The organism is Achromobacter spanius, from assembly GCF_002812705.1.
GTDB classification, from domain to species: Bacteria; Pseudomonadota; Gammaproteobacteria; order Burkholderiales; family Burkholderiaceae_B; genus Achromobacter; species Achromobacter spanius.
In genome coordinates this window covers 2,006,138-2,027,989 of record NZ_CP025030.1, presented here as the reverse complement: position 1 = coordinate 2,027,989, position 21,852 = coordinate 2,006,138, and the positions used below count along the sequence as shown (strand labels likewise).

At 65.1% G+C, this 21,852-nt stretch carries 22 protein-coding genes; 17 read left to right on the top strand and 5 right to left on the bottom strand.

Features of this window, described 5'->3' with window-relative positions; genetic code table 11:
- Nucleotides 1-18: 18 nt before the first annotated feature.
- Complete coding sequence (locus CVS48_RS09250; protein ID WP_100857578.1) at nucleotides 19-909, bottom strand: LysR family transcriptional regulator; 891 nt, start codon at nucleotides 907-909, stop codon at nucleotides 19-21.
- A gap of 115 nt (nucleotides 910-1,024) precedes the next feature.
- On the opposite strand from CVS48_RS09250, the gene CVS48_RS09245 reads away from it, so the two are divergent.
- Nucleotides 1,025-1,570 (top strand): GNAT family N-acetyltransferase, encoded by a 546-nt coding sequence (locus CVS48_RS09245; RefSeq protein WP_100854183.1) that lies wholly within the window; start codon nucleotides 1,025-1,027, stop codon nucleotides 1,568-1,570.
- Complete coding sequence (locus tag CVS48_RS09240) at nucleotides 1,567-2,757, top strand: MFS transporter (protein ID WP_100854182.1); 1,191 nt, start codon at nucleotides 1,567-1,569, stop codon at nucleotides 2,755-2,757. The genes CVS48_RS09245 and CVS48_RS09240 overlap by 4 nt, the downstream gene beginning before the upstream one ends.
- 58 nt (nucleotides 2,758-2,815) lie before the next feature.
- Here the strand turns inward: CVS48_RS09240 and queC are convergent, their stop codons facing one another.
- Nucleotides 2,816-3,535 carry a 7-cyano-7-deazaguanine synthase QueC gene (queC, locus tag CVS48_RS09235; protein ID WP_100854181.1) on the bottom strand — a complete coding sequence of 240 codons (720 nt, stop codon included), beginning with the start codon at nucleotides 3,533-3,535 and terminating at the stop codon, nucleotides 2,816-2,818.
- Between the two features lie 171 nt (nucleotides 3,536-3,706).
- Here queC and ppc point away from each other — a divergent pair, with 171 nt between their 5' ends.
- The 4 genes from ppc to CVS48_RS09215 all read left to right on the top strand — a co-directional run bounded on the left by ppc (nucleotide 3,707) and on the right by CVS48_RS09215 (nucleotide 10,019).
- The gene (gene ppc, locus CVS48_RS09230) at nucleotides 3,707-6,556 is read left to right on the top strand and encodes a phosphoenolpyruvate carboxylase (protein ID WP_100854180.1); all 2,850 of its coding nucleotides are present in this window, start codon (nucleotides 3,707-3,709) and stop codon (nucleotides 6,554-6,556) included.
- A gap of 232 nt (nucleotides 6,557-6,788) precedes the next feature.
- On the top strand, nucleotides 6,789-7,724 hold the full coding sequence (locus CVS48_RS09225) for a 3-hydroxyacyl-CoA dehydrogenase family protein (RefSeq protein WP_100854179.1): 936 nt from the start codon (nucleotides 6,789-6,791) through the stop codon (nucleotides 7,722-7,724).
- Nucleotides 7,725-7,913: 189 nt separating this feature from the next.
- Nucleotides 7,914-9,254, top strand: coding sequence for a short-chain fatty acid transporter (locus CVS48_RS09220; RefSeq protein ID WP_100854178.1), 1,341 nt, complete (start codon nucleotides 7,914-7,916; stop codon nucleotides 9,252-9,254).
- A gap of 36 nt (nucleotides 9,255-9,290) precedes the next feature.
- Complete coding sequence (locus CVS48_RS09215; protein WP_100854177.1) at nucleotides 9,291-10,019, top strand: SDR family NAD(P)-dependent oxidoreductase; 729 nt, start codon at nucleotides 9,291-9,293, stop codon at nucleotides 10,017-10,019.
- Between the two features lie 50 nt (nucleotides 10,020-10,069).
- On the opposite strand, the gene CVS48_RS09210 is transcribed toward CVS48_RS09215, so the two are convergent.
- Nucleotides 10,070-10,852, bottom strand: coding sequence for an IclR family transcriptional regulator (locus CVS48_RS09210; protein ID WP_100854176.1), 783 nt, complete (start codon nucleotides 10,850-10,852; stop codon nucleotides 10,070-10,072).
- A 194-nt stretch (nucleotides 10,853-11,046) separates the two neighbouring features.
- Here CVS48_RS09210 and CVS48_RS09205 point away from each other — a divergent pair, with 194 nt between their 5' ends.
- Genes CVS48_RS09205 through CVS48_RS09180 form a run of 6 tightly spaced genes read left to right on the top strand, consistent with a single transcriptional unit; the run spans nucleotide 11,047 to nucleotide 14,854 of the window.
- Nucleotides 11,047-11,736, top strand: a complete 690-nt coding sequence (locus CVS48_RS09205; protein ID WP_100854175.1) for a 3-oxoacid CoA-transferase subunit A — start codon at nucleotides 11,047-11,049, stop codon at nucleotides 11,734-11,736.
- A complete protein-coding gene (locus tag CVS48_RS09200; protein ID WP_100854174.1) occupies nucleotides 11,733-12,377 on the top strand; it encodes a 3-oxoacid CoA-transferase subunit B in 645 nt (214 codons plus the stop codon). The genes CVS48_RS09205 and CVS48_RS09200 overlap by 4 nt, the downstream gene beginning before the upstream one ends.
- 15 nt (nucleotides 12,378-12,392) lie before the next feature.
- Nucleotides 12,393-12,668 (top strand): muconolactone Delta-isomerase, encoded by a 276-nt coding sequence (gene catC, locus CVS48_RS09195; protein ID WP_050450213.1) that lies wholly within the window; start codon nucleotides 12,393-12,395, stop codon nucleotides 12,666-12,668.
- A gap of 12 nt (nucleotides 12,669-12,680) precedes the next feature.
- The gene (locus CVS48_RS09190; protein ID WP_006216052.1) at nucleotides 12,681-12,977 is read left to right on the top strand and encodes a YciI family protein; all 297 of its coding nucleotides are present in this window, start codon (nucleotides 12,681-12,683) and stop codon (nucleotides 12,975-12,977) included.
- Between the two features lie 52 nt (nucleotides 12,978-13,029).
- Nucleotides 13,030-13,809 carry a 3-oxoadipate enol-lactonase gene (gene pcaD, locus CVS48_RS09185; protein WP_100854173.1) on the top strand — a complete coding sequence of 260 codons (780 nt, stop codon included), beginning with the start codon at nucleotides 13,030-13,032 and terminating at the stop codon, nucleotides 13,807-13,809.
- 4 nt (nucleotides 13,810-13,813) lie between these two features.
- The gene (locus CVS48_RS09180; protein ID WP_100854172.1) at nucleotides 13,814-14,854 is read left to right on the top strand and encodes a cyclase family protein; all 1,041 of its coding nucleotides are present in this window, start codon (nucleotides 13,814-13,816) and stop codon (nucleotides 14,852-14,854) included.
- Between the two features lie 524 nt (nucleotides 14,855-15,378).
- Here the strand turns inward: CVS48_RS09180 and CVS48_RS09175 are convergent.
- Nucleotides 15,379-15,705, bottom strand: a complete 327-nt coding sequence (locus tag CVS48_RS09175; RefSeq protein WP_100854171.1) for a PsiF family protein — start codon at nucleotides 15,703-15,705, stop codon at nucleotides 15,379-15,381.
- A gap of 353 nt (nucleotides 15,706-16,058) precedes the next feature.
- Here CVS48_RS09175 and CVS48_RS09170 point away from each other — a divergent pair, with 353 nt between their 5' ends.
- From CVS48_RS09170 to CVS48_RS09155, 4 genes are all read left to right on the top strand, one after another.
- Entirely contained in the window at nucleotides 16,059-16,397 is a 339-nt protein-coding gene (locus tag CVS48_RS09170; protein WP_100854170.1) for an FxLYD domain-containing protein, read from the top strand.
- A gap of 170 nt (nucleotides 16,398-16,567) precedes the next feature.
- The gene (locus CVS48_RS09165) at nucleotides 16,568-17,218 is read left to right on the top strand and encodes a carbonic anhydrase (RefSeq protein WP_100854169.1); all 651 of its coding nucleotides are present in this window, start codon (nucleotides 16,568-16,570) and stop codon (nucleotides 17,216-17,218) included.
- A gap of 72 nt (nucleotides 17,219-17,290) precedes the next feature.
- Nucleotides 17,291-17,899 carry a glutathione S-transferase gene (locus CVS48_RS09160; RefSeq protein ID WP_100854168.1) on the top strand — a complete coding sequence of 203 codons (609 nt, stop codon included), beginning with the start codon at nucleotides 17,291-17,293 and terminating at the stop codon, nucleotides 17,897-17,899.
- A 159-nt stretch (nucleotides 17,900-18,058) separates the two neighbouring features.
- Nucleotides 18,059-18,670 carry a hypothetical protein gene (locus CVS48_RS09155; RefSeq protein ID WP_100854167.1) on the top strand — a complete coding sequence of 204 codons (612 nt, stop codon included), beginning with the start codon at nucleotides 18,059-18,061 and terminating at the stop codon, nucleotides 18,668-18,670.
- Between the two features lie 91 nt (nucleotides 18,671-18,761).
- Here CVS48_RS09155 and CVS48_RS09150 read toward each other — a convergent pair whose 3' ends face one another.
- The gene (locus CVS48_RS09150) at nucleotides 18,762-20,099 is read right to left on the bottom strand and encodes a DUF3100 domain-containing protein (protein WP_100854166.1); all 1,338 of its coding nucleotides are present in this window, start codon (nucleotides 20,097-20,099) and stop codon (nucleotides 18,762-18,764) included.
- 458 nt (nucleotides 20,100-20,557) lie between these two features.
- Between CVS48_RS09150 and CVS48_RS09145 the strand changes: the two genes are divergently transcribed.
- Entirely contained in the window at nucleotides 20,558-21,484 is a 927-nt protein-coding gene (locus tag CVS48_RS09145; protein ID WP_100854165.1) for a LysR family transcriptional regulator, read from the top strand.
- Nucleotides 21,485-21,852 lie beyond the last annotated feature (368 nt).

Below are 21,852 nucleotides of genomic sequence, written 5' to 3'. Positions count from 1 at the left end.
CGCGAGCCGCCCGGACCCTTACTCCCGTAACGCCATCAGCGCCTCTTGCAGGTGGCGCAAGCCCCGGCTGAGCGGCTTGTCGCGACGCATCACGATGGCCAGCTCGCGCGACAGGCGGGGCGTCAGCGCATGTACCGCCAGCGCATCGCGGTGCCCCGCGCCCGACACCGCCAGCTTGGGCAGCACCGCGCAGCCCAGCCCCGCCGCCACGATCTCCTTCATCGCCTCGGTACTGCCCAGCTCCATGAAGGGCTTGGCCGCCACGCCCGCCGCCTCGAACCAGTCATCCACCAAACGGCGCGTGCGGGCGCCGGGCTCAAACAGCACCAGGGGCCACGGCGCCAATGCCTGCGGCGTTACCTGAATGGGAATGGAGGCCGATTCCCGAGCAGGGAAGATCGCCACAAATTCGTCTTCCATGAGCGGCGTCACCTGGAACATCCGGCCCGGCGCGGGCAAGGTCACCAACCCCATGTCCAGCGTGTTGCTCTCCAGCCCCCGCAGCATGTCCGCCGTGTTGCCGGTGCTGGCCACGATGTCCAGCGCGGGAAAGCGGCGGCGCAACTGGGCCAGCACGGGGGGCAGCAGATAGGTGCAGGCGGTGGCGCCCGTACCCAGCCGGATGCGGCCGGACACCTGCGAAGCATGCGCGGTCATGGCTTGCTCGGCCTGCGCCAGCGCGGCGTCGATCACGCGGATATGGGTCAGCAGTTCAAGGCCCGCCGCCGTCGGCCCGGCACGGCGGCCGACCCGCTCGACCAGCTTCAAGCCAAAACGCCTTTCCAACTGGCGCACTTGCAGACTGACCGCCGGCTGGGTCACGCCGCCGCGCTCGGCGGCGGCAGAGAAGCTGCCCAGCTCAATGACCTGCGCGAAGAGGCGCAGGTGGTCCAGGTTCAAGCCGCGCATGGCGTCCACCAAAAGTTTTGCTTATGCAAATCATAATCTTCCAAAGCTTTATTTATGATTTATTTCGGACCACACTGGCGGCTGGATTTTTTCCCTTCTACCTGCCGGCCCCGTTATGCCCCCCACCACCCCCACCGTCCTGATCCGCGACAGCGCGGAAGCAGACCTGCCCGCCATCAAGACCATCTACGCCCACCATGTCGAACACGGCACCGCCTCGTTCGAGCTGGAGCCGCCTTCCATCGCCGAAATGCGGCAGCGCCGCGCGGGCGTGCTGGAAAAAGACATGCCGCATCTGGTGGCCGAGATCAACGGCGAGGTCGTCGGCTACGCCTACGTCACCCCCTACCGTCCGCGCCCCGCGTACCGGCACACCGTCGAAGACTCGGTCTACGTCAAGGCCGGCCGAGCCGGCTTGGGCATCGGCGGCAAGCTGCTGGCCGAACTGATCACGCGCTGCACCGCCGCGGGTTGGCGTCAGATGCTGGCGGTGGTGGGCGACAGCCGCAACGCCGCGTCGCTGGCGCTGCACGCCAGCCAGGGCTTTCATCCGGTGGGCACGCTGCGCTCGGTGGGCCATAAGCATGGGGAATGGCGCGACACCGTGCTGATGCAACGCAGCCTGGGCGAAGGCGACAGCACGCCGCCGCAACGCCCGTGATCGGGCCGCGCGCCGTCGTCTGCCTGGGCCTGACCCAGTTGGTGAACTGGGGCGTGACGTTCTATCTGATCGGCGCGTTCGGCCCGGCCATGACGGCCGACCTGGGCTGGGATGCCCCCCTCATCTATGGCGGACTTTCCGCTGCCATCGTGACGATGGCGCTGGTGTCGCCGTTGGCGGGCAGCGCGGTGGACCGCTGGGGCGGGCATGTGGTGATGCCGATGGGTGCCGTGGTGGCCGCTGCCGGTTGCGTGCTGCTGGCCGCCGCGCACACCGTCGTCTGGTACTACCTGGCCTGGCTGCTGCTGGGCATCGGCATGCGGCTAAGCCTGTACGACGCCGCCTTTGCCGCGTTGGCGCGGGCGGGCGGTCCCACGGCGCGGCGAGCGATGTCGCAGATCACGCTGTTCGGGGGCTTGTCATCCACGGCGATGTGGCCGGCGGGTCACGCACTGGCCGCCTGGCTGGGTTGGCGCGGCGCGGTGCTGGTCTATGCCGCGCTGGCCCTGGCCACCCTGCCGCTCTACCTGGCGCTGCCCCGCCAACGCTACGCCGCGCCCGCCACGGCCACCGACAGCAACGCCCCCGGCCTGACCCGCAGCCTGGCCGAACGCCGTCTGGCCGGCACGCTTTACGCCGTGATCGCCATGGTGACCAACTTCCTGGCGGCCGGCACCGCCGCGCATCTGATCACTTTGCTGACCGGCGTGGGCCTGGCCAGCGCGGCGGCGGCCGGCGTGGCCGCGCTGTGGGGCATCGGCCAATTCGCCGCGCGCATGGCGGATGTGGCCGTAGGCGCGCGGCTGCATCCGTTGACGCTGAACTGGGCCGTCACCGCGCTGATGCCATTTTGCTTCGTGCTGGGCTGGTTCTCGAACGGCAACCTGTATGCCACCGCCGCCTATGCGTTTTTCTACGGCGCGTGCAACGGCCTGTTGACGATCACGCGCGGCACGCTGCCGCTGGCTTTGTTTGATTTCCGCAGCTACGGCTCGCTGGTCGGCGCGCTGCTGGTGCCCAGCTTCTTGCTGACGGCCGCGGCGCCCGTGGCGTATGCGTTTGTGATCCAGACGCAGGGCGCGCGCGCCGCCATGGCGATGTCCGTCGTGTTGGCGGCCGTGATTGCCTCGGCGGCTTGGGTATTGCGAAAGCGGTTTATCGGCAGGGTGACGGCAATGGCCGCGTAGGATTCGCGGCCATTGCCAAACGTGCAGCCGTTCTTGACACCGGCGCCGCCGAAAAAAATCAGCCTTCGGCGGCGGAAGCCACCATCCACTTTTCCCAGCCAATTTTCCTGAGCTTGCACGCCGGGCACTCGCCGCAGCCATACCCCCAGTCGTGCCGTGCGCCGCGCTCGCCCAGATAGCAGGTGTGGCTGTCTTCAACGACGATGTCCACCAAGGCGTCGCCGCCCAATTGATGCGCCAATGCCCAGGTTTCGGACTTGTCGATCCACATCAGCGGCGTTTCGATGGTGATGCGCGAGCCCAGCCCCAGCCCCAGCGCCACCTGTTGCGCCTTGATGGTGTCGTCGCGGCAATCGGGGTAGCCGGAAAAATCCGTTTCACACATGCCGCCCACCAGCACATCCAGTTGGCGTCGATACCCCAGCGCCGCCGCCAGCGTCAGGAACAGCAGGTTGCGCCCGGGCACGAAGGTATTGGGCAGCCCGTTGGCCTGCATTTCGATGGCGCGGTCGCTAGTCATCGCGGTGTCGCCCACCTGACCCAGCACCTTCAGGTCCAGCAGATGGTCTTCACCCAGGCGCGGCGCCCAGTCGGGGAAATTGGTGCGGATTTCACGCAGCACGTTCAGCCGGGCCGACAGTTCGATGTGATGGCGTTGGCCGTAGTCGAATGCCACCGTTTCCACATGGGCATAGCGGTCCAGCGCCCACGCCAGGCAAGTGGTGGAATCCTGGCCGCCCGAGAACAGCACGAGCGCGCGACGTTGATGATTTTGCATAAAGGGGGCTTCTAGAAAGACGAAGGGACATCACGGACTTTAACCGAGACAAACGCGCGCCCCGTAAGGAACGCTGCGTAAAATCAATCGGTTCGATTTTCCTGGTTTTGCCGCAACGCCCACGCCTTTCCTTTTTCCTTCCCTTCTTCAGCCCGACGGATCCACCGCCCGATGAAAGCCATTCGCCCGCAGTCCGACTCCGCAGAACCCCTGCGCCACGATATCCGGCTGCTAGGCCGTTTTTTAGGCGCCGTCATTGAGGAATGCGAAGGCAAACGTGTCTTTGACACCATCGAAACGCTGCGCCGCACGGCAGTGAAGTTTCGCCGCGAAGGCAATGAGGCGGACAGCAAGCTGCTGGAGCAGCGCGTCAAGCGCTTGCAAGGCAACGACCCGAATTCGGTGGCGCGCGCCTTCAGCTATTTCCTGCACCTGGCCAACATTGCCGAAGACCGCGACCAGAACCGCAATCAGCGCGCCCGCGCGCTGGCCGGCGACACCGCCCCGCGCGGCAGCCTGCGCGATGCCGTGCAGACGCTGGGCAAGCAAGGCGTGGGCGTGGCCCGCATCCGCCGGCTGCTGGCGGATGCCAGCGTAGTGCCGGTGCTGACCGCGCACCCCACCGAAGTGCAGCGCAAGAGCACGCTGGACGTGCACCGCGAAATTGCCGCCGCGCTGACCCAGCGCGGCAACCCGCTGACGCCGGAAGAGCTGGCCGAACTGGATGCCGCGCTGCTTGGCCGCGTGGCCACCTTGTGGCAGACCCGCATGCTGCGCTACACGCGCCTGACGGTGGCCGACGAGATCGAAAACGCGCTGTCGTACTACCGCAGCACCTTTCTGCAAGTCATCCCGCGCCTGTACGCGGATTTGTCCAAGCTCTTGAACCGCGAGACGGCCAAGCCGTTTGCCGCCCCGCCCCCTCCGCTGGAACCGTTCCTGCGCATGGGTAGCTGGATCGGCGGCGACCGCGACGGCAATCCCAATGTGGATGCCAGCACGCTGGAGCGCGCGCTGCTGCGCCAGGCCACCGTGCTGTTCGAGCACTATCTGCAAGAGGTGCACGCGCTGGGCGCGGAACTGTCGATCACCACCATGCTGATTTCGGCCGACCCGGAATTGCTGGCGCTGGCCGACAACAGCGGCGACGATTCCCCGCACCGCCGCGACGAGCCCTACCGCCGCGCGCTGGTCGGTGTGTACGCCCGCCTGGCCGCCACCGCCCAGGCGCTGACCGGGCAGAACCTGGCGCGCCGCAGCACCGTGGCGGCGCCCGCCTACCAAGCGCCGCAAGAACTGTCGACCGACCTGGCCATCATCGCCGCGTCGCTGGCCGCGCACCATGGTTCGCCGCTGGCCAAGCTGCGGCTGTCCGGCTTGCAACAGGCCATTGAGGTGTTCGGTTTTCACCTGGCCACCGTCGACCTGCGCCAAAGCTCAGACGTGCATGAAAACGCCTTGGCCGAATTGTTCGAACGCGCCGGCGTCCAGCACGACGGCAAGCCGCTGGACTACCTGTCGCTTGACGAAGACCAGCGCGTGGCGCTCTTGCGCGCCGAACTGGCCCAGGCCCGCCCGCTGGCCTCGCCCTGGATCGCTTACAGCGAAGACACCACGCGCGAACTGGCCGTATTGCGCGCCGCCGCCGCCGGCCGCGCGCGCTATGGCAAGCAGGCAGTGCGCCAGACCATCGTGTCGCATACCGAAACCTTGAGCGACCTGCTGGAAGTGATGGTGCTGCAAAAGGAAGCCGGCCTGATCGCGCCGGCCGGCCAGGACATCGCGCCCGAAGACGGCCTGATGGTGGTGCCTCTGTTCGAAACCATCCCCGACTTGCAGCGCGGCGCCGACATCATGGCCGCCTGGCTGGACCTGCCCGAGGTGCGCCAGCGCGTGAAGCAGGCGCAGAACGGCGCGCAGGAAGTCATGCTGGGCTATTCCGACAGCAATAAGGACGGCGGTTTCCTCACGTCGAACTGGTCGCTGTACCAGGCCGAACGCGCGCTGGTGGATGTGTTTTCGGCGCGCAACGTGCGCCTGCGCCTGTTCCACGGACGCGGCGGCTCGGTGGGACGCGGCGGCGGTTCAAGCTTTGACGCCATCCTGGCGCAGCCCCCGGGCACGGTGGCCGGCCAGATCCGCCTGACCGAGCAAGGCGAAGTCATCCAAAGCAAGTACAAGGACGCCGAGGTGGGCCGCTGGCACCTGGAACTGCTGGTGGCGGCCACGCTGGAATCCAGCCTGGCGCCGCGCGCCGAAGCCACCAGCGCCGAAGACGCGCACATGGCGCAGCACGGCCCGGCGATGTCGTTCATGTCGGAAACCGCACAGCGCACCTACCGTGGCCTGGTCTACGACACGCCGCGCTTTGCCGAATACTTCTTCGCCGCCACCCCCATCAGCGAAATCGCCGGGCTGAACATCGGTTCGCGCCCGGCTTCCCGCAAGAAGGGCCAACGCATTGAAGACCTGCGCGCCATTCCCTGGGGCTTTTCGTGGGCGCAATGCCGCTTGATGCTGACCGGCTGGTACGGCATGGGTTCGGCCATCGAGGCCTATCTGGAAACGGGCGCCCCCGACGCCCCCCGCTCGCGCCGCGCCCGCCTGGCGCAACTGCGCGAGATGGCGCGCGAGTGGCCGGCGTTTCGCACGCTGTTGTCCAACATGGAAATGGTGCTGGCCAAGTCCGACCTGGCCATCGCCGCGCGCTACGCGCAACTGGTGCCGCAGCGCGCGCTGCGCGAGCGCGTGTTCGGCATGATCAGCGCCGAACACGGCCGCACGCTGGCCATGCTGAAGCTGCTGACCCAGCGCGAACTGCTGGCCGACAACCCGGCCCTGCAAGATTCCTTGCGCGAACGCTTTGCGTATATCGATCCCTTGAATTATTTGCAGATCGACCTGATCCGACGCCACCGCGCGGCGCAGAAGCATCCCGAGGCGGATGTCGACAAGCGGGTGCAGCGCGCGATTCACTTAACGATCAACGGCATCGCCGCGGGGCTGCGCAATTCCGGCTAGGCGGACAGCGTCCACCTGCCGAACACCCGCGGATGCCGGTTTGTCCACCCCTGGCGACTTTTAGTACTATTCCTGACAGAAATTCTAACTACGCACAAATGTTCGTAGTTAGAACACAATGATTTTTCTGGCCGAACGGCACGGAAAGGCACCTCGGAAGAGACAGAGATCCCCCCTGATTCCCCCGCGTGCCCGCCCGCCCCGTTCGCCTGCAAGCATCAAGCGAGCCGTCATGGATACTCCCCTTAAAAATCTGGCCGTCATCGGCGCAGGCGCCATGGGCAGCGGCATTGCCGCCTTGTTCGCATCGAAGGGACTGAACATCGTCCTGATCGACCCGATGGAAGGTGCGCTGGACCGCGCCCGCGCCGTCATCGACCGCCAGTTGAACGTCTATGCGCCCACCCAGGTTCAGGAAGCGCTCCAGCGCATCCGCATGGAACCCGGGCTGGAAGCCGCCGCGAACTGCGAACTGGTGATCGAGGCCGTTCCCGAAAATCTGGAACTCAAGCGCGGCATCTTCGCCAAGCTTGACGCGCTGTGCGCCCCGTACACGCTGTTCGCCACCAACACGTCAGGCCTGTCCATCAACGCGATCGCCAGCGCCGTGGCGCGCCGCGACCGCTTCGTGGGCACCCACTTCTTCACGCCGGCCGACGTCATTCCGCTGGTGGAAGTGGTGCGCAACGACGACACCTCGGAAGCCACCGTCTCCCAAGTCATGGCGACCTTGCGCTTTGCCGGCAAGCGGCCGGTGCTGGTGCGCCAGGACATCCCCGGCTTCATCGCCAACCGCATCCAGCACGCCCTGGCCCGCGAAGCCATTTCGCTCTTGGAAAAGGGCGTGGCCAGCGCGGAAGACATCGACGAAGTGGTCAAGTGGAGCCTGGGCATCCGCCTGGCCCTGTCGGGCCCGCTGGAACAGCGCGACATGAACGGCATCGACGTGCACTACGCGATTGCCAGCTACCTGTACAAAGACCTGGAAAACCGCACCGAGCCGTCCGACCTGCTGAAAAGCAAGGTCGACAGCGGCCAGATCGGCGCCAAGAGCGGCCAGGGCTTCTACACCTGGAGCCCCGAGCGCCGAGAGCGCGTGCTGCGCGAGAAAAGCGCCGCGCTGGGCGAACTGGCGGCCTGGCTGAACAGCAAGGCCGGCGACACCTGACGGCGCTTTGTTCCGACGCCGCAATCGAATTCAAGACAGATAAGGCGCGGGGGCCACGCCCACCGCGCCATCGGGCCACGAGCCCCACCACACAAAGAAAACCAATCGTCGGTATCCCCCGCGCATCGCCCGCCGATGCCCGGTCGAACCAGACACTAGAGAACCGCCTACGGAGTTGTTGGAGGCACCATGAATAAACTGGCTTCATTCTTTACCGAGCTGATGCGCAAGTATCTGCCGGATCCTTTTGTTTTCGCGATTGCACTCACCCTGCTGACCGTGCTGCTGGCCATGGGCATCGAAGGCCAGAGCATCGGCGACGTCACCCGCGCCTGGGGCAAGGGCTTCTGGAGCCTGCTGGCCTTCACGACCCAGATGGCTGTGATTCTGGCCATGGGCTACGTGCTGGCCACCGCGCCGCTGACCGACCGCCTGCTGAACCGCATCGTCAGCCACGTGCACAAGCCGCACACCGCCATCATCGTCGCGACCCTGGTCGGCGGCGTGGGCAGCTACCTGAACTGGGGCTTTGGTCTGGTCATTGGCGGCATCGTCGCCAAGAAGCTGGCGTTGAAGGTCAAGGGCGTGCACTACCCGCTGATCATCGCGGCGGCCTATAGCGGCTTCACGATGTACGGCCTGGGCCTGTCCGCCAGTATCCCCGTGCTGGTCGCCACCCCCGGCCACCCCACCGCCAAGCAGATGGGCACCATCCCGCTGTCGGAAACCATTTTCTCGGTGCCCATGCTGATCACCAGCCTGGTCATCATCATCACGCTGCCGCTGCTGAACGCCTGGCTGCACCCGAAGAAGGGCGAGAAGATTGTTGAAGTGGACCCGGGCATCGACCGCGACGCCAACGCTTCCAACGCCGGCGAAGACATGCTGGAAAAAGGCACCATCGCCTCGAAGCTGAACAACAGCCGCATCCTGAGCCTGCTGATCGGCGCGCTGGGCATTGCCTACGTCACGTTCCACTTCATGGACGGCGGCTCGCTGGACCTGAACCTGATCAACTTCATCATCCTGTTCCTGGGCATCATCCTGCTGGGTACGCCGGCCGCCTACGTGGCCAAGCTGACCGAAGGCATCAAGACGATCTCGGGCATCATCCTGCAATACCCGTTCTACGCCGGCATCATGGCCATCATGGCCGCGTCCGGCCTGGTGACGTCGATCTCGCAAGTGTTCGTTGACTTCGCCACGCCGGCCACGCTGCCGTTCTGGGGCCTGATCAGCTCGTTCTTCATCAACTTCTTCGCGCCTTCCGCCGGCGGCCACTGGGTGATCCAGGGTCCGTTCATGATCGACGCGGCCAAGGAAATCGGCAGCGCCCTGAACCAGACGACCATGGCCGTCATGCTGGGCAATGCCTGGAACGACCTGGTGCAACCCTTCTGGATCCTGCCGGCGCTGGCTTTGTCGAAGCTGAAGCTGCGCGACGTGATGGGCTACACCGTCATCATGATGCTGTGGGTGGGCGTGATCCACATCACCGCCGTGCTGGCCTGGGGCTACGCCACGCACTGATCCACCGCGCTTACCTCAAACAGACTGGAAACCGATATGAGCAAACCGACTGCGTATCTCGTCACCGGCGGCAGCGCCGGCATTGGCGCCGCCATCATCCGCATGCTGCTGGATGCGGGCCATAAAGTGGTCAACATTGACTACCGCCTGCCCGAGAATCCGCCGGCCGGGCTGGTCTCGTATCAGGCTGATCTGACCGATGAAGCGCGCACGAAGGAAGTCGCCGCCGAAGTCACCAGCGCCTACAACATCGTGGGCCTGGTGAACAACGCCGGCGCCACCCGCCCGGGCACGGCCGACACGGCCACCCTGGCGGATCTGGACTATGTGGTGAACCTGCATCTGCGCACCGCGCTGATCCTGGTGCAGGCCGCGCTGCCGGCCATGCGCGAAGCGGGCTTTGGCCGCATCGTGAACATGTCGTCGCGCGCCGCTTTAGGCAAGCCGGATCGCGTGGTCTATTCGGCCACCAAGGCCGGGCTGGTGGGCCTGACGCGCACGCTGGCCATGGAGCTGGGCGGCGACGGCATCACCGTCAACGCCATCGGCCCGGGCCCCATCGCCACCGACCTCTTCACCAAGAGCAATCCGGCGGGCGCTCCGCAAACCGAACGCATCATCAACAGCATCGTCGTCAAGCGCCTGGGCACGCCAGAAGACGTGGCGCGCGCCGCCATGTTCTTCCTGTCGCCGGATAACGGTTTCGTGACGGGCCAGATGCTGTATGTGTGTGGCGGCACGACGCTGGGCGTCGCCCCCATCTGAGCGCGCGCGCCATGGCCGCCCACCTTGACCTTCGCGCCTGCCCGCCGCAACTAGCGGCGCAGCAGCGCGTGGTTGATCTGGTCGGCGGCGCGGCGCAAGGGCGGCAGGAAGGCGTCCAGCATGGCTTCGCGCGAAAAGCGGTTGGACTGGCCGCTGACGTTCATCGCGGCAATCACACGACCACTGCGGTCAACAATGGGCACGGCCACCGATTGCAAGCCGGGTTCCAGTTCCTGCGCCACGCAGGCGTAGCCATCGGCGTGCACGCCGGCCAGCAGGCGCTTGAGTTCGGCGATGTCGGTAACCGTTTGCGGGGTGTAGGACTGGATCTGGCTCATGGCCAGCACCCGATCCAGTTCGGCTTCCGGCAGGCCGGCCAGCAATACGCGGCCCATCGACGTCACCCACGCCGGCAAGCGGCTGCCCACGGCCAGGTTGATGGTCATCACCTTGTGCGTGGACAGGCGCAGGATGTAGACGATGTCGGCACCTTCCAGCACCGACACCGAACACGATTCGCGCGTCTGCTCGGCCACTTCTTCCATGTACGGCAACGCCAGGTTCCACAGCGGCGTGCCGGACAGGTAGGCGTAGCCCAGTTCCAGGATGCGCGGCGTCAGCTCGAACTTGCGGTCGGTGACGGTGACGTAGCCCAGGTGTTCCAAGGTCAGCAGGATGCGGCGCGCGCCGGCACGGGTCAGCCCGGTAACGGCGGCCACTTCGGACAGCGTCATCTGCGAGCGGCCGGGGCCGAACGCCCGGATCACCGACAGGCCGCGCGCGAAAGATTGCACGTAGCTGTCACTGGGTTGTTGGGGGTCGAGCTCGGCCATCCGGTTGGTCCCAAGAGTAAAAAGCTCGCCGCTGGCGAGCCGTTCGTTGCCGTTGCGGGCAACGCCAAACGATGGAGGAACGTCATGCGTCGGCTTGCCTTGACGCTGTGCGGTCCCCATGAAACGATGTTCTTCAGCAGAACGAAAGTTCTAATGAAGAACAAATTATGACACGCCACCTATGAGCGAACATCATGATCTCTAAGCTTGTTTCAAGCGCGGCGGCCGCCCTGGCGGACGTACCCGACGGCGCCACCGTCATGATCGGCGGCTTCGGCACTGCCGGCCAGCCCATGGAATTGATCGACGCCCTGCTCGAACAGGGCGCGAAAGACCTGGTCATCATCAACAACAACGCCGGCAACGGCACCACGGGCCTTGCCGCCCTGCTGGGCGCGAACCGCGTCCGCAAGATCATTTGCTCGTTCCCGCGCCAGGCGGACTCGCAGATTTTCGACGGGCTGTACCGCAGCGGCAAGCTGGAGCTGGAACTGGTGCCGCAAGGCAACCTGGCCGAGCGCATCCGCGCCGCCGGCGCCGGCATCGGCGCGTTCTTCTCGCCCACCGGCTACGGCACCCCGCTGGCCGATGGCAAGGAAGTGCGCGAAATCAATGGCCGCCACTACGTGCTGGAATATCCGCTGCACGCCGACTACGCGCTGATCAAGGCCGAACGCGGCGACCGCTGGGGCAACCTGGTCTACCGCAAGACCGCCCGCAACTTCGGCCCCATCATGGCCAGCGCCGCGCGCGTGGCCGTGGCGCAGGTGCGCGAAGTGGTTGAACTGGGCACGCTGGATCCCGAAACCGTCGTCACCCCCGGCATCTTCGTGCAGCGCGTCGTCCAGATCGACGCCGCCCCGGCCGCCAAGGAGCAGAAATGAGCACCAAACTGACCCGCGACCAGATCGCCGCCCGCGTCGCGCAGGACATTCCCGAAGGCGCCTACGTCAACCTGGGCATCGGCTTGCCCACGCTGGTGGCCAACCACCTGCCTGCTGACCGCGAAGTCATCCTGCATACCGAAAACGGCATGCTGGGCATGGGTCCCGCGCCCGCCAAGGGCGAAGAAGACTACGACCTGATCAACGCCGGCAAGCAGCCCGTGACCGAACTGCCGGGCTGCTCGTTCTTCCATCACGCCGACTCGTTTGCGATGATGCGCGGCGGCCATCTGGACATCTGCGTGCTGGGCGCCTTCCAGGTGTCGCAACACGGCGACCTGGCCAACTGGCACACCGGCGCGCCCGACGCCATCCCCGCCGTGGGCGGCGCGATGGACCTGGCCATCGGCGCCAAAGACGTCTTCGTGATGATGGAACTGCAAACGCGCGAAGGCCAGAGCAAGCTGGTCGAAGCCTGCACGTATCCGCTGACGGGCGTGCGCTGCGTATCGCGCGTGTACACCGACGTTGCCGTGTTCGACATCCGCGCCGACGGCGTGACCGTCACCGATATCTTCGGCGACGTCACCGCTGACGATCTGCTGGCCCTGACCGGCCTGCCGCTGAAATTTTCCCGCTAATCAGGAGCCCTCATCATGCTGTTCATGGTTCAAATGCAAGTCAACCTGCCCGTCGACATGCCGGCCGAGCAAGCCAACAAACTGAAGGCGGACGAAAAGGCGCTGGCCCAACAACTGCAACGCGACGGCAAGTGGAAAGAGCTGTGGCGCGTGGTGGGCCGCTACGCCAACGTCAGCATTTTCGATGTCGAAAGCAATGACGAACTGCACACGCTGCTGTCGTCGCTGCCGCTGTTTCCGTACATGGACATCAACGTCACGGCGCTGGCGCGCCACCCCTCGGCGATCTGACCGGAGCATTCCATGCCCTACATCATCGAAACCTTCGACAAGCCCAACCACCAGGAAGTACGCCAGCAGCATCGCGCGGCGCATCTGGAATACCTGGACGCCAACAAGCAGTTGCTGCTGGCCTGCGGCGCCAAGCTGCAAGACGACGGCAAGGACGCGGGCGGCGGTTTGTACATCGTGGACCTGGACACGCGCGAAGCCGCGCAACAGTTCATCGACGCCGATCCGTTCTCGCAAGCCAATCTGTTCGACCGCGTGACCATCACGCGCTGGCGCAAAGCCTACGTCGACGGCACCTGCCACCTGTAATCCCCAAGCGGCCGCCCTTGCGCGGCCGCGGTTTCATCCGAGGACTTCCCACATGGCTTACGCCGATCTCAGCCAAGCCCGGCTGTTCTACGTCATTGATGGCCCCGCCGACGCGCCGGTGCTCGTGTTTTCCAATTCGTTGGGCACCTGCTCCGACATGTGGGCGCGCCAGATTCCCGAACTGACCAAGCATTTTCGTGTGCTGCGCTACGACACACGCGGCCACGGCAAGTCGTCGATTCCCGATGGCGAATACACCTTTGCGCAATTGGCCGGCGACGTCGCCGAACTGCTGGCGCATCTGAACATCAAGCGCGCGCATTTCTGCGGCCTGTCGATGGGCGGCCCCACCGGCATCGCGCTGGCGCTGGCGCACCCGGAACTGGTCGGCAAGCTGGTGCTGTGCAACACCGCGGCGCGCATCGGGTCGGTGGAAGGCTGGAGCACGCGCATCGCCGCCGTGGCCGATCAAACGTTGGAAAAGATGGCGCCCACGCTCGTGGAACGCTGGTTGACCGACGACTACCGCGCCGCCGAACCGGGCCTGACGCAAGTGCTGATCGACATGCTGCGCCGCACGCCGGACGCCGGCTATTCGGCCAACTGCGCCGCGCTGCGCGACGCCGACTACCGCCAGCAAGTGTCCGCCATCACCGCCCCCACGCTGGTCATCAGCAGCACGCGCGACCTGGCCGCCACGCCCGCGCAGGGCCAGGAACTGGCCGCCGCCATCCCCGGCGCGCGCTATGTTGAATTGAATACGTCCCATATTTCAAACTGGGAGCAACCGGAAGCCTTCACCCGCGCGGTCGTCGACTTCCTGACGGAGTAACCGCATGCAGCGCTGGAAACATCGGCCCGAAGGCTCCAACTGGGGCGACTTCGGACCCGACGACCAACTCGGCCGCCTGAACCTGATCACCGAAGAGCAAGTGCTGAAGGGCGCGCGGGAAATCCGCGCGGGCAAGACGTTCTGCTTGTCCTTGCCCCTGGATTTGCCGGGCGGCAACGTGCTGAACCCGCGCCGCCATCCGCCGCAACTGAGCCCGACCAAGCTTGCGGATACGCCGTACCTGAACTTTCCGTTGCGTAACGTCAACCCGGACGCGGTGGATGTATTGAGCGATGACCAGGTGCTGCTGTCGATGCAGTATTCCACGCAGTGGGATGCGCTGGCGCACGTGGGCGCACTGTTTGATGCCGATGGAGATGGCAAGCCCGAGCTGCGCTACTACAACGGTTTCCAGGCGGGTGTGGACGTGGTCGGCCCGGCCGATGGCGACCACACCGGCTGCGGCTGCAACAGCGGCGGCCCGTCCGCGGCGTTGAAGTTGGGGGTGGAGAATCTGGCGCAGAAAGGCATGCAGGGGCGCGGCGTGCTGGTGGACCTGTTCCGCCACTACGGCCCGGGCCGCACGCTGATCGGCCATGCCGAGTTGATGCATGTGTTGAACACGGATGGCATCACGGTGGAACGCGGCGACATGCTGGTGCTGCGCACCGGCTACGCCGAAGCCGTCGTGGCGATGAACGGCACGCCGGATCCGGAAGTGCTGCATACCTACGGCGCGGCGCTGGATGGTACGGATACGGCCTTGCTGCAATGGATCACGGACAGCGGCATCGCCGCGATCTGTGCGGACAACTACGCGGTCGAGGCTTACCCCGCAAGGGAAAAGACCGGCCCACGCGCCATGCTGCCGCTGCATCACCATTGTCTGTTCAAGCTGGGATTGCCGCTGGCGGAGCTTTGGTATTTGAAAGACCTGGCGGAGTTTCTAGAGGCGAATGGCCGGCATCATTTCATGTTGACCGCCCCACCGCTGCGTTTGCCGCACGCGATCGGCTCACCGGTGACCCCGATCGCGACTGTTTGATGGGTTTCGCGCGGTTTCCATTGTGTTCCTTGCGGATGCCAGCGCGCGCTGCACCCATCCTACGGGTTGATGGATGGTGGCGGGGTTGGCTGGATGGGTCGTGATGTCACCGCTGCATGATGGGTTTCGCGCGGTGGGCGTTGCGGTATTGGCGGATGCCGGCGCGCGCTGCACCCATCCTACGGGTCGTAAATTGTAGGATGGGTGGAGCGCGCCAGATCGATGGCAAGAACCCCGGTGCGTATCGCGCGAAACCCATCAAGCAGCGGCAGCGTTGTGGCTGAATTGGCCATTTATCCACCGCCGTTTGATGGGTTTCGCGCGATTTCCATTGTGTTCCTTGCGAACACCTTCCCGCGCTGCACCCATCCTACGTGCCCATGACCGACGGCGTGGCGCGACGAATACCATCGCGTGCCCATGACCGACGTCATGACGCAACGAACGCCATGACGTGCCCATGACCGACCGCGTGGCGCGGCGAATGCCATGACGCGCCTATGGACGGCTTTTCCCCACCCCGATCATCCCTTCAGGCAGGTACTCATGAACGTCTTGCGGGCGTCGCCTGTCAATTTTTGATCGCCCGCCTTGGCGTTGCAGTCTTTCATTTTCTGCTGCTGCGGCGTCAGCGCCTTCTCGGACGATGGCGTCTCGCCTTTCAGGCAACTGCTCATGTAGGCCTTGCGGTCGTCGCCCGTCTTGCCCGTGGCTGACTTATTGCATTCCGTCATGCGCTGCTGCTGCGGCGTGGGGGTCTTGGCGGGGGTGGCGGGGGTTTGGGCGTAGGCCCCAAAAAAACATGCGGACAACACCATGGCCGAGGCCATCCGAGTGGTACGGGAAAGCATGAGTTTTCTCCCTTGCGTTTAGCGCCCGCCTGCGTGAATACACGCATCAGACCGGGCTGCCGGCCGGTTGCCGACCCGGCCATCATCGAACAAACCGCCACGCGCCGCAAGCATCGGAAAGTTAGGAAAAGACAAGCCGAAAAATCTCAATCTAGAGACATTCCGACGCATCCTTGTCATTAAGCGACGAATATGGGAACAACCCACGCAACCTGTTACCGATTCATCCTTTTGACCCGTTGTGCACGGTGGCGGAAAGGTGTGAGATAGCCCTGTCCGCCCCAATAAGCGGATGGCGCAAACGGCGGCGCGGACAGCTAAGCGCCCCTACGCCGGCACACCTGGAGACCGCCATGAAACTCGCCCTTGCTTCCCTTGCTTTGCTGGCCGGGATGTCCGGCGCCGCCAGCGCGCAAAACCTGACTTACGGCGTCACGCTGGGCAATGTGCAATCGGTACGCGACACCAACATCAACATGTCCACCATCACCGGGTCGCTGGCCAACCTGTCGGGTCGCCCCATCTCCAGCGCGGTGCTGACTTATGTGCTGTACGACGCGCAAGGCCGCGAAGTGGGCCGGGTCAATGATGACGTGATCGGGCCGATTCCCGCGGGGCAGATCCGGCTGGTGAAGGCGGTTACGCCGCTGCAATTCACGAAAGTCACCGTGCTGGACGTCCGGGCGCAGTAGGCCAACGAGGCAAAAAACCCTTATCAAAGCAGGGTTTAGACAGGCGGTTGTAGGGGCAAATATGGGAAAATTCCGCTTGCCGACTCGATAACAGGGGCTTCCAAACGAAGCCCCTTATTGCGTCTGTCGGCGTGCCAGCAAGCCTGGCCTAGATACTAGGAAGTGACACCATGTTCCCCAAAAGACTCACCGAAGGCTATCAATCGTTCCTGGACGGCCGTTTCCACTCGGAAAGCAGCCGCTATCAAAAACTTGCCGAACTGGGCCAAAGCCCGGAAATCCTGCTTATTGGCTGCTGCGATTCCCGCGTGTCGCCTGAAGTGATCTTTGACGCCGGCCCGGGCGAGATGTTCGTGGTGCGCAACGTCGCCAACCTGGTTCCGCCCTGTGAGCCGGATTCCGAATCGTCCTACCACGGCACCAGCGCCGCCATCGAGTTCGCGGTCAACGGCCTGAACGTGAAGCACATCGTCGTGCTGGGCCACGCCTCTTGCGGCGGCATCCGCTCGTTCTTCGACGACGCCAAGCCCCTGTCCAAGGGCGACTTCATCGGCAAGTGGATGTCGCAGATCGAACCGATGGCCGAGCGTCTGGGCCCCGGCTCCGGCGACCGCCAGACCAAGCTCAAGCGCCTGGAACTGGCCGTTGTCGAACACAGCCTGAACAACCTGATGACGTTCCCGTCCATCCGCCGCCGCGTGGAAAAGGGCGAACTGGAATTGCACGGCACCTACTTCGGCGTGGCCACCGGCGTGCTGTTCCTGCGCGATCCGGCAACGGGTGAATTCAACCCCTGCCTGGAAACCGGCATCACCGAATAAGGCGCATATCCGGTACGCTTGCGGCTGCTTTTCGCTTTCTTCAAAGACGTTACGCAACCGACAAGGACCGCTATGAAATTGTTTTTCTCGCCGGCTTCACCCTTCGTGCGCAAATGCATGGTCATTGCCCACGAACTGGCGCTGACAGAACGCATCGAAAACCTGCCCAGCGCCGCCGGCCCCGTCGCCCGCGACAAGAGCATCATTCCCAGCAACCCGCTGGGCAAGGTGCCCACCTTGATCACGGACGACGGCCAGGTGCTGTACGACAGCCGCGTCATCTGCGAATACCTGAACGACCTGGGCGGCGGTGCGCTGTTCCCCGCGAACGGCCGCGCGCGCTGGCAGGCGCTGGCTGATCAGGCCCTGGGCGATGGCGTCATGGACGCGGCGCTGCTGGCCCGCTATGAAACCGCCCTGCGCCCCGAAGCCTTGCGCTGGTCCGACTGGGTCGACGGCCAGATGAGCAAGGCGCACGATGCGCTGGCGCAACTGGAAAAGAACGTGGCCAGCCTGGAAGGCCGTGTGGATATCGGCACCATCACCATCGGCTGCGCCCTGGGCTACCTGGACTTCCGCTACGCCAGCTACGACTGGCGCAGCACCCACCCCGGCGTTGCCGCGTGGTTCAAGACCTTCAACGCACGCCCGTCCATGCAGGCAACCCTGCCCCCGGCCTGACACGGTTACGCCTTGACGCCTAGTGCGACGGGCTGACACGACGCCGCGCCCGCAGCGCGGTAAATTTTGACGCAGGAAGTTCTGACGCCAAATATTGAACTTGTCAGCCCCCGGCAGAACCAAACCTCTGGTTCTTGTCGACTCGCACAGGGAGCAAGGATGAACATCACTGCGATCTCGCCCATTGCCCGCGTTGCGGCGCCCTACGCGGCGCACATCGCGCGGGTAGACGACACCCGCCCCAGTTGGGAAGCCGAGCGTCTGGCCCAGACCGTAGCCGCGCGCGAGGCCCAGCGCAGCGCGCAGGCGCAAGCGGCGTGGGAAGCCCAGCGCGTTGCCCGCGTACGTGAAGCGGCTGAAACGGCTGATTCCGCCAAAGCGCCCAGCGCCACCGAATCTCCGTCACAAACCGTCCACGCCCGCGCCGACGCGGCCACCCTTGCGGCGGCCGACGCGCTGCCCAACCTGGATGTCTTTCGCGATCAATACGCGGACACGCGCCTGCGCCGCGCCCTTGACGCTTACGCCGCCCAACCCGACCCGGTGGCCCAGCGCGCCGGCAACGCGAACGACCTGGGCACCATTGAAGGCCTGATGCCCTTGCAGGCGTATCGCGTGGCCATGGCCAACCCGCAGGTGCAGGAACTGCAAACCGCCGTGGCCATGAAGGCCGCATCGGTGGCAGTGCCGGCGGTGGCCAACATCGGCGCCACCGAAAATGCTACCGACAACGCGCGCTACCGTCCCGGGTTTTCAGCCGCCATTTCCTGAGCGCAGCACGGCCGTCAGCCCACGACCCACCATGTAAAAAAGGCCGCCTGAACATCCGTCAGGCGGCCTTTCCACATTCAGCGCGGTTCGATCAGTGGAAGAATTCCGCGATCATCGTGGCGCCCAGGAAGGTGCCTGCGTTGGCGGCCAGGGACACCACCACGATCTTCCAGCCCAGCTTGCGGAAGGCGGGCAGGTCCTTCAGGATCGACAGCCCGGCCATGGCCAGGATGACGGTCGTGAACGGCAGGAAGTTCACCTTGCCGACCAGCGCGATGATCTGGTCCGAATACGGCAGCACGCCCGGGCAGCCCGCGGTCATGGCGATCAGCGACAGCACGAACACGGCCGGCAGCTTGGGCACCACACGCAGGATCAGGTCGGTCAGCACGACCAGCAGGATGATGATGCCCATGCCCGGCAGCGCGTCCATGAACGGCACGTTGTAGCCCAGGCGGTTACCCACCAGCGCGAACAGGCCGCAGATGACATAGGCGGTCAGGCGGTCGCCAAAGCCCAATTTGGAGTTATGCGCCGGCACGTCTTCCGACACGCTGCTGTCGACCACGGCGTCATCGGACTTGCCGCGCGAGAAGCGGCCCAGCACGGGTTCCAGCTTGCCGTACAGGAAGATGGTGGTCGGCAGCGAAATGAACAGCGTGAAGTACACGCCCACCACCGTCGTCAGCAAGTTGGCGGCAGCGGCCAGCGCGGCCACCTGATGCGCCATTTCGGGCGTCTGCTGGGAAGCGATCGCACCCACGCCGGCGGCCATCATGCTGCCCGAGCCCACGCCGGCGCCCATGGCCAGCGATCGCGGATCAAAAATGTTCAGGCTGGTGATGAAGCCGGCCATCAGGGCCACGAACAGCGCGCCGATCACCGTGCCCGTGATGTACTCGGCCATCACGCCACGGCCTTCCGGTGAGTTCATGCCGTAGCGCTCGCCGATGATGGCCAGGCTGGGCTCGCGGCCCACCGAGAAGGTGGCGCCGATGGCTTCACGCTTGATGCCCAGCAATAGTGCCAACGGCAGGCCGATGGCCATGGTGCCGAAGAAGTGGCCGAATTCCTGGAACACCAGCGCCCAGCCGGCTTCGCGCACTTGCGGCAGCGCACCGCCCACCATCAGGCCCAGCTTGGCCAGGAACGGCAGCAAGGCGTATTGCAGATAGCCGCTGATGCGGGTCTGCATGGCCTTGTCGATGGCGCTGCCCATGGGCAGTCGCTGACCAAAAGCCGCCACGATGGCGCCAATGAAAATGGCCCAAAGCATCGGTTGCAGAACGATCTTGCCCGGGCCCACCGAAAACGTGACGCTGCCGATCGCTTCGGAAATGACCACCACCAACAAAATGGCGGCAAGCATTCGAACGCGGGCGGATAGCGACATGGAAGGCGCGGCCAGACTGGCGCTGGCATAAGACATCAATTTCCCCTGATGAACGTGAGTATGTTTTCGTTGGTTCGGCGATCCGGCGGTCCGGCGGTCGGCGGTCCGCCGGTCGGCAATCCGCAGGTTTGGTGGCCGCTGGCCGGCGGCTGGCAATCCGGCGATCAGCCGATCAGGCCATTCGGCGGTCCGGCGTCTGGCTATCCGGCGACCTGAGACCTACGACCCGCGACCTACGACCCGCGACCGGCGACCGGCGAACCAGCGATCCGGACACCCAACTGCGTGCGCGAACAGCAGGCGCGATTTTCGCCTGGGGGTCCGATCGGCAACCATGACATCGCGCGGGTATAAGCGTTGCGTAAAATGCAACGCACGGCCTTTTCCTGGGAAAATTTTGCACGACATCCCAAAAGGTTCGGGTAAACCCTGATCCGCCACTGTGGATCTGCCGCCGCACCACCCCGCCCGCCGCCTGCCTTCAAGAGCCCGCCATGGATGAAAAACTAGACGCCCGCCGCACCCACTATTTCATGCAGGTCATGAGCCGGGGCTCCGTGCGCGGCGCCGCCGAAGTGCTGGACATGGACCCCTCCGCCGTCAGCCGCGCCATCGCCGCGCTGGAGCGCGACTGCGGCATGGCGCTGTTCGAACGCCGCGGGCGGGGGGTCGTGCCCACCGACGCCGGCCACATCCTGGCGCGCTACGTGAAGCGCCAGCAGAACATTCAGGAAAGCTTCTTTTCCGAGATCGACAGCCTGCGCAACGCCGAACGCGGCCATATCGACCTGGTGCTGGGCGAGGGTTTCGTCGAACTGATGTTCGACCGCGTGCTGCCCGGCTATTGGCGCAGCCACCCCGAGGTGACGTTGGACATCGACGTGGCGCGCACGTCGGAAATCGTGCAGCGCATCGTGGACGACCGTGCTTACATCGGGCTGGTCTTCCAGCCGCCCAACGACGCGCGCCTGCGCACGCACTATTCGCGCCCCGAACCCATCCGCGCCATCGTGCAGCAAGACCATCCGCTGACCCGGCTGGGCCGGCCGCTGCTGTTGACAGACCTGGCCGATTATCCCGGCGCGTCGATGCAGGAAGGCTTTGGGGTCCGGCAACACATACAGGCCGCCGAAATCAGCGAACAGGTGCGGCTGCGTAACGTGCTGACGACGTCGTCCTTCAAGGCGCTGTGGCAGTTCGCGGCGGCGGGCATCGGGTACGCGCTAACACCCCCCATCGCCGTCACCGCCGACATGCGCGCCCAGCGCCTGGCCAGCCTGCCCCTGGCCAACCCGATTTTGAACCAGGGCAGCCTGCACGTCCTGAGCCGCGCCGGCCGCCACATTTCCCCCGCCGCAAGAGAACTGCTGGACCACATCGTGCGGGGGATCGGCGCGGCGGCCGGAGAGGCCGAACGCTGATCGTAGGATGGGTGAAGCGCGAGGATGGACGGCAGAAGAATGCGAATGCCAAACGCGCGCAACCCATCGGACGGTGATTGCGCCGTGGCAAAAATTGCCGGGTGGTCACCGGCGTTTGATGGGTTGCGCGCGGTCGGTGTTGGGGTTCTTGCCTCGGTCCTGCCGCGCTTCACCCATCCTACGTGCCTTTTGGGGACCTGTGGTTGGGGCGAGCCGATCACCGCATCGTAGGATGGGTGAAGCGCGAGGATGGACGGCAGAAGAATGCGAATGCCAAACGCGCGCAACCCATCGGACGGTGATTGCGCCGTGGCAAAAATTGCCGGGTGGTCACCGACGTTTGATGGGTTGCGCGCGGTCGGTGTTGG

Coding starts and splice junctions, on each gene's coding strand:
- CVS48_RS09250 (WP_100857578.1), bottom strand. CDS start 909: ATGCGCGGCTTGAACCTGGACCACCTGCGCCTCTTCGCGCAGGTCATT.
- CVS48_RS09245 (WP_100854183.1), top strand. CDS start 1,025: ATGCCCCCCACCACCCCCACCGTCCTGATCCGCGACAGCGCGGAAGCA.
- queC (WP_100854181.1), bottom strand. CDS start 3,535: ATGCAAAATCATCAACGTCGCGCGCTCGTGCTGTTCTCGGGCGGCCAG.
- ppc (WP_100854180.1), top strand. CDS start 3,707: ATGAAAGCCATTCGCCCGCAGTCCGACTCCGCAGAACCCCTGCGCCAC.
- CVS48_RS09225 (WP_100854179.1), top strand. CDS start 6,789: ATGGATACTCCCCTTAAAAATCTGGCCGTCATCGGCGCAGGCGCCATG.
- CVS48_RS09220 (WP_100854178.1), top strand. CDS start 7,914: ATGAATAAACTGGCTTCATTCTTTACCGAGCTGATGCGCAAGTATCTG.
- CVS48_RS09215 (WP_100854177.1), top strand. CDS start 9,291: ATGAGCAAACCGACTGCGTATCTCGTCACCGGCGGCAGCGCCGGCATT.
- CVS48_RS09210 (WP_100854176.1), bottom strand. CDS start 10,852: ATGGCCGAGCTCGACCCCCAACAACCCAGTGACAGCTACGTGCAATCT.
- CVS48_RS09205 (WP_100854175.1), top strand. CDS start 11,047: ATGATCTCTAAGCTTGTTTCAAGCGCGGCGGCCGCCCTGGCGGACGTA.
- CVS48_RS09200 (WP_100854174.1), top strand. CDS start 11,733: ATGAGCACCAAACTGACCCGCGACCAGATCGCCGCCCGCGTCGCGCAG.
- catC (WP_050450213.1), top strand. CDS start 12,393: ATGCTGTTCATGGTTCAAATGCAAGTCAACCTGCCCGTCGACATGCCG.
- CVS48_RS09190 (WP_006216052.1), top strand. CDS start 12,681: ATGCCCTACATCATCGAAACCTTCGACAAGCCCAACCACCAGGAAGTA.
- pcaD (WP_100854173.1), top strand. CDS start 13,030: ATGGCTTACGCCGATCTCAGCCAAGCCCGGCTGTTCTACGTCATTGAT.
- CVS48_RS09180 (WP_100854172.1), top strand. CDS start 13,814: ATGCAGCGCTGGAAACATCGGCCCGAAGGCTCCAACTGGGGCGACTTC.
- CVS48_RS09175 (WP_100854171.1), bottom strand. CDS start 15,705: ATGCTTTCCCGTACCACTCGGATGGCCTCGGCCATGGTGTTGTCCGCA.
- CVS48_RS09170 (WP_100854170.1), top strand. CDS start 16,059: ATGAAACTCGCCCTTGCTTCCCTTGCTTTGCTGGCCGGGATGTCCGGC.
- CVS48_RS09165 (WP_100854169.1), top strand. CDS start 16,568: ATGTTCCCCAAAAGACTCACCGAAGGCTATCAATCGTTCCTGGACGGC.
- CVS48_RS09160 (WP_100854168.1), top strand. CDS start 17,291: ATGAAATTGTTTTTCTCGCCGGCTTCACCCTTCGTGCGCAAATGCATG.
- CVS48_RS09155 (WP_100854167.1), top strand. CDS start 18,059: ATGAACATCACTGCGATCTCGCCCATTGCCCGCGTTGCGGCGCCCTAC.
- CVS48_RS09150 (WP_100854166.1), bottom strand. CDS start 20,099: ATGTCTTATGCCAGCGCCAGTCTGGCCGCGCCTTCCATGTCGCTATCC.
- CVS48_RS09145 (WP_100854165.1), top strand. CDS start 20,558: ATGGATGAAAAACTAGACGCCCGCCGCACCCACTATTTCATGCAGGTC.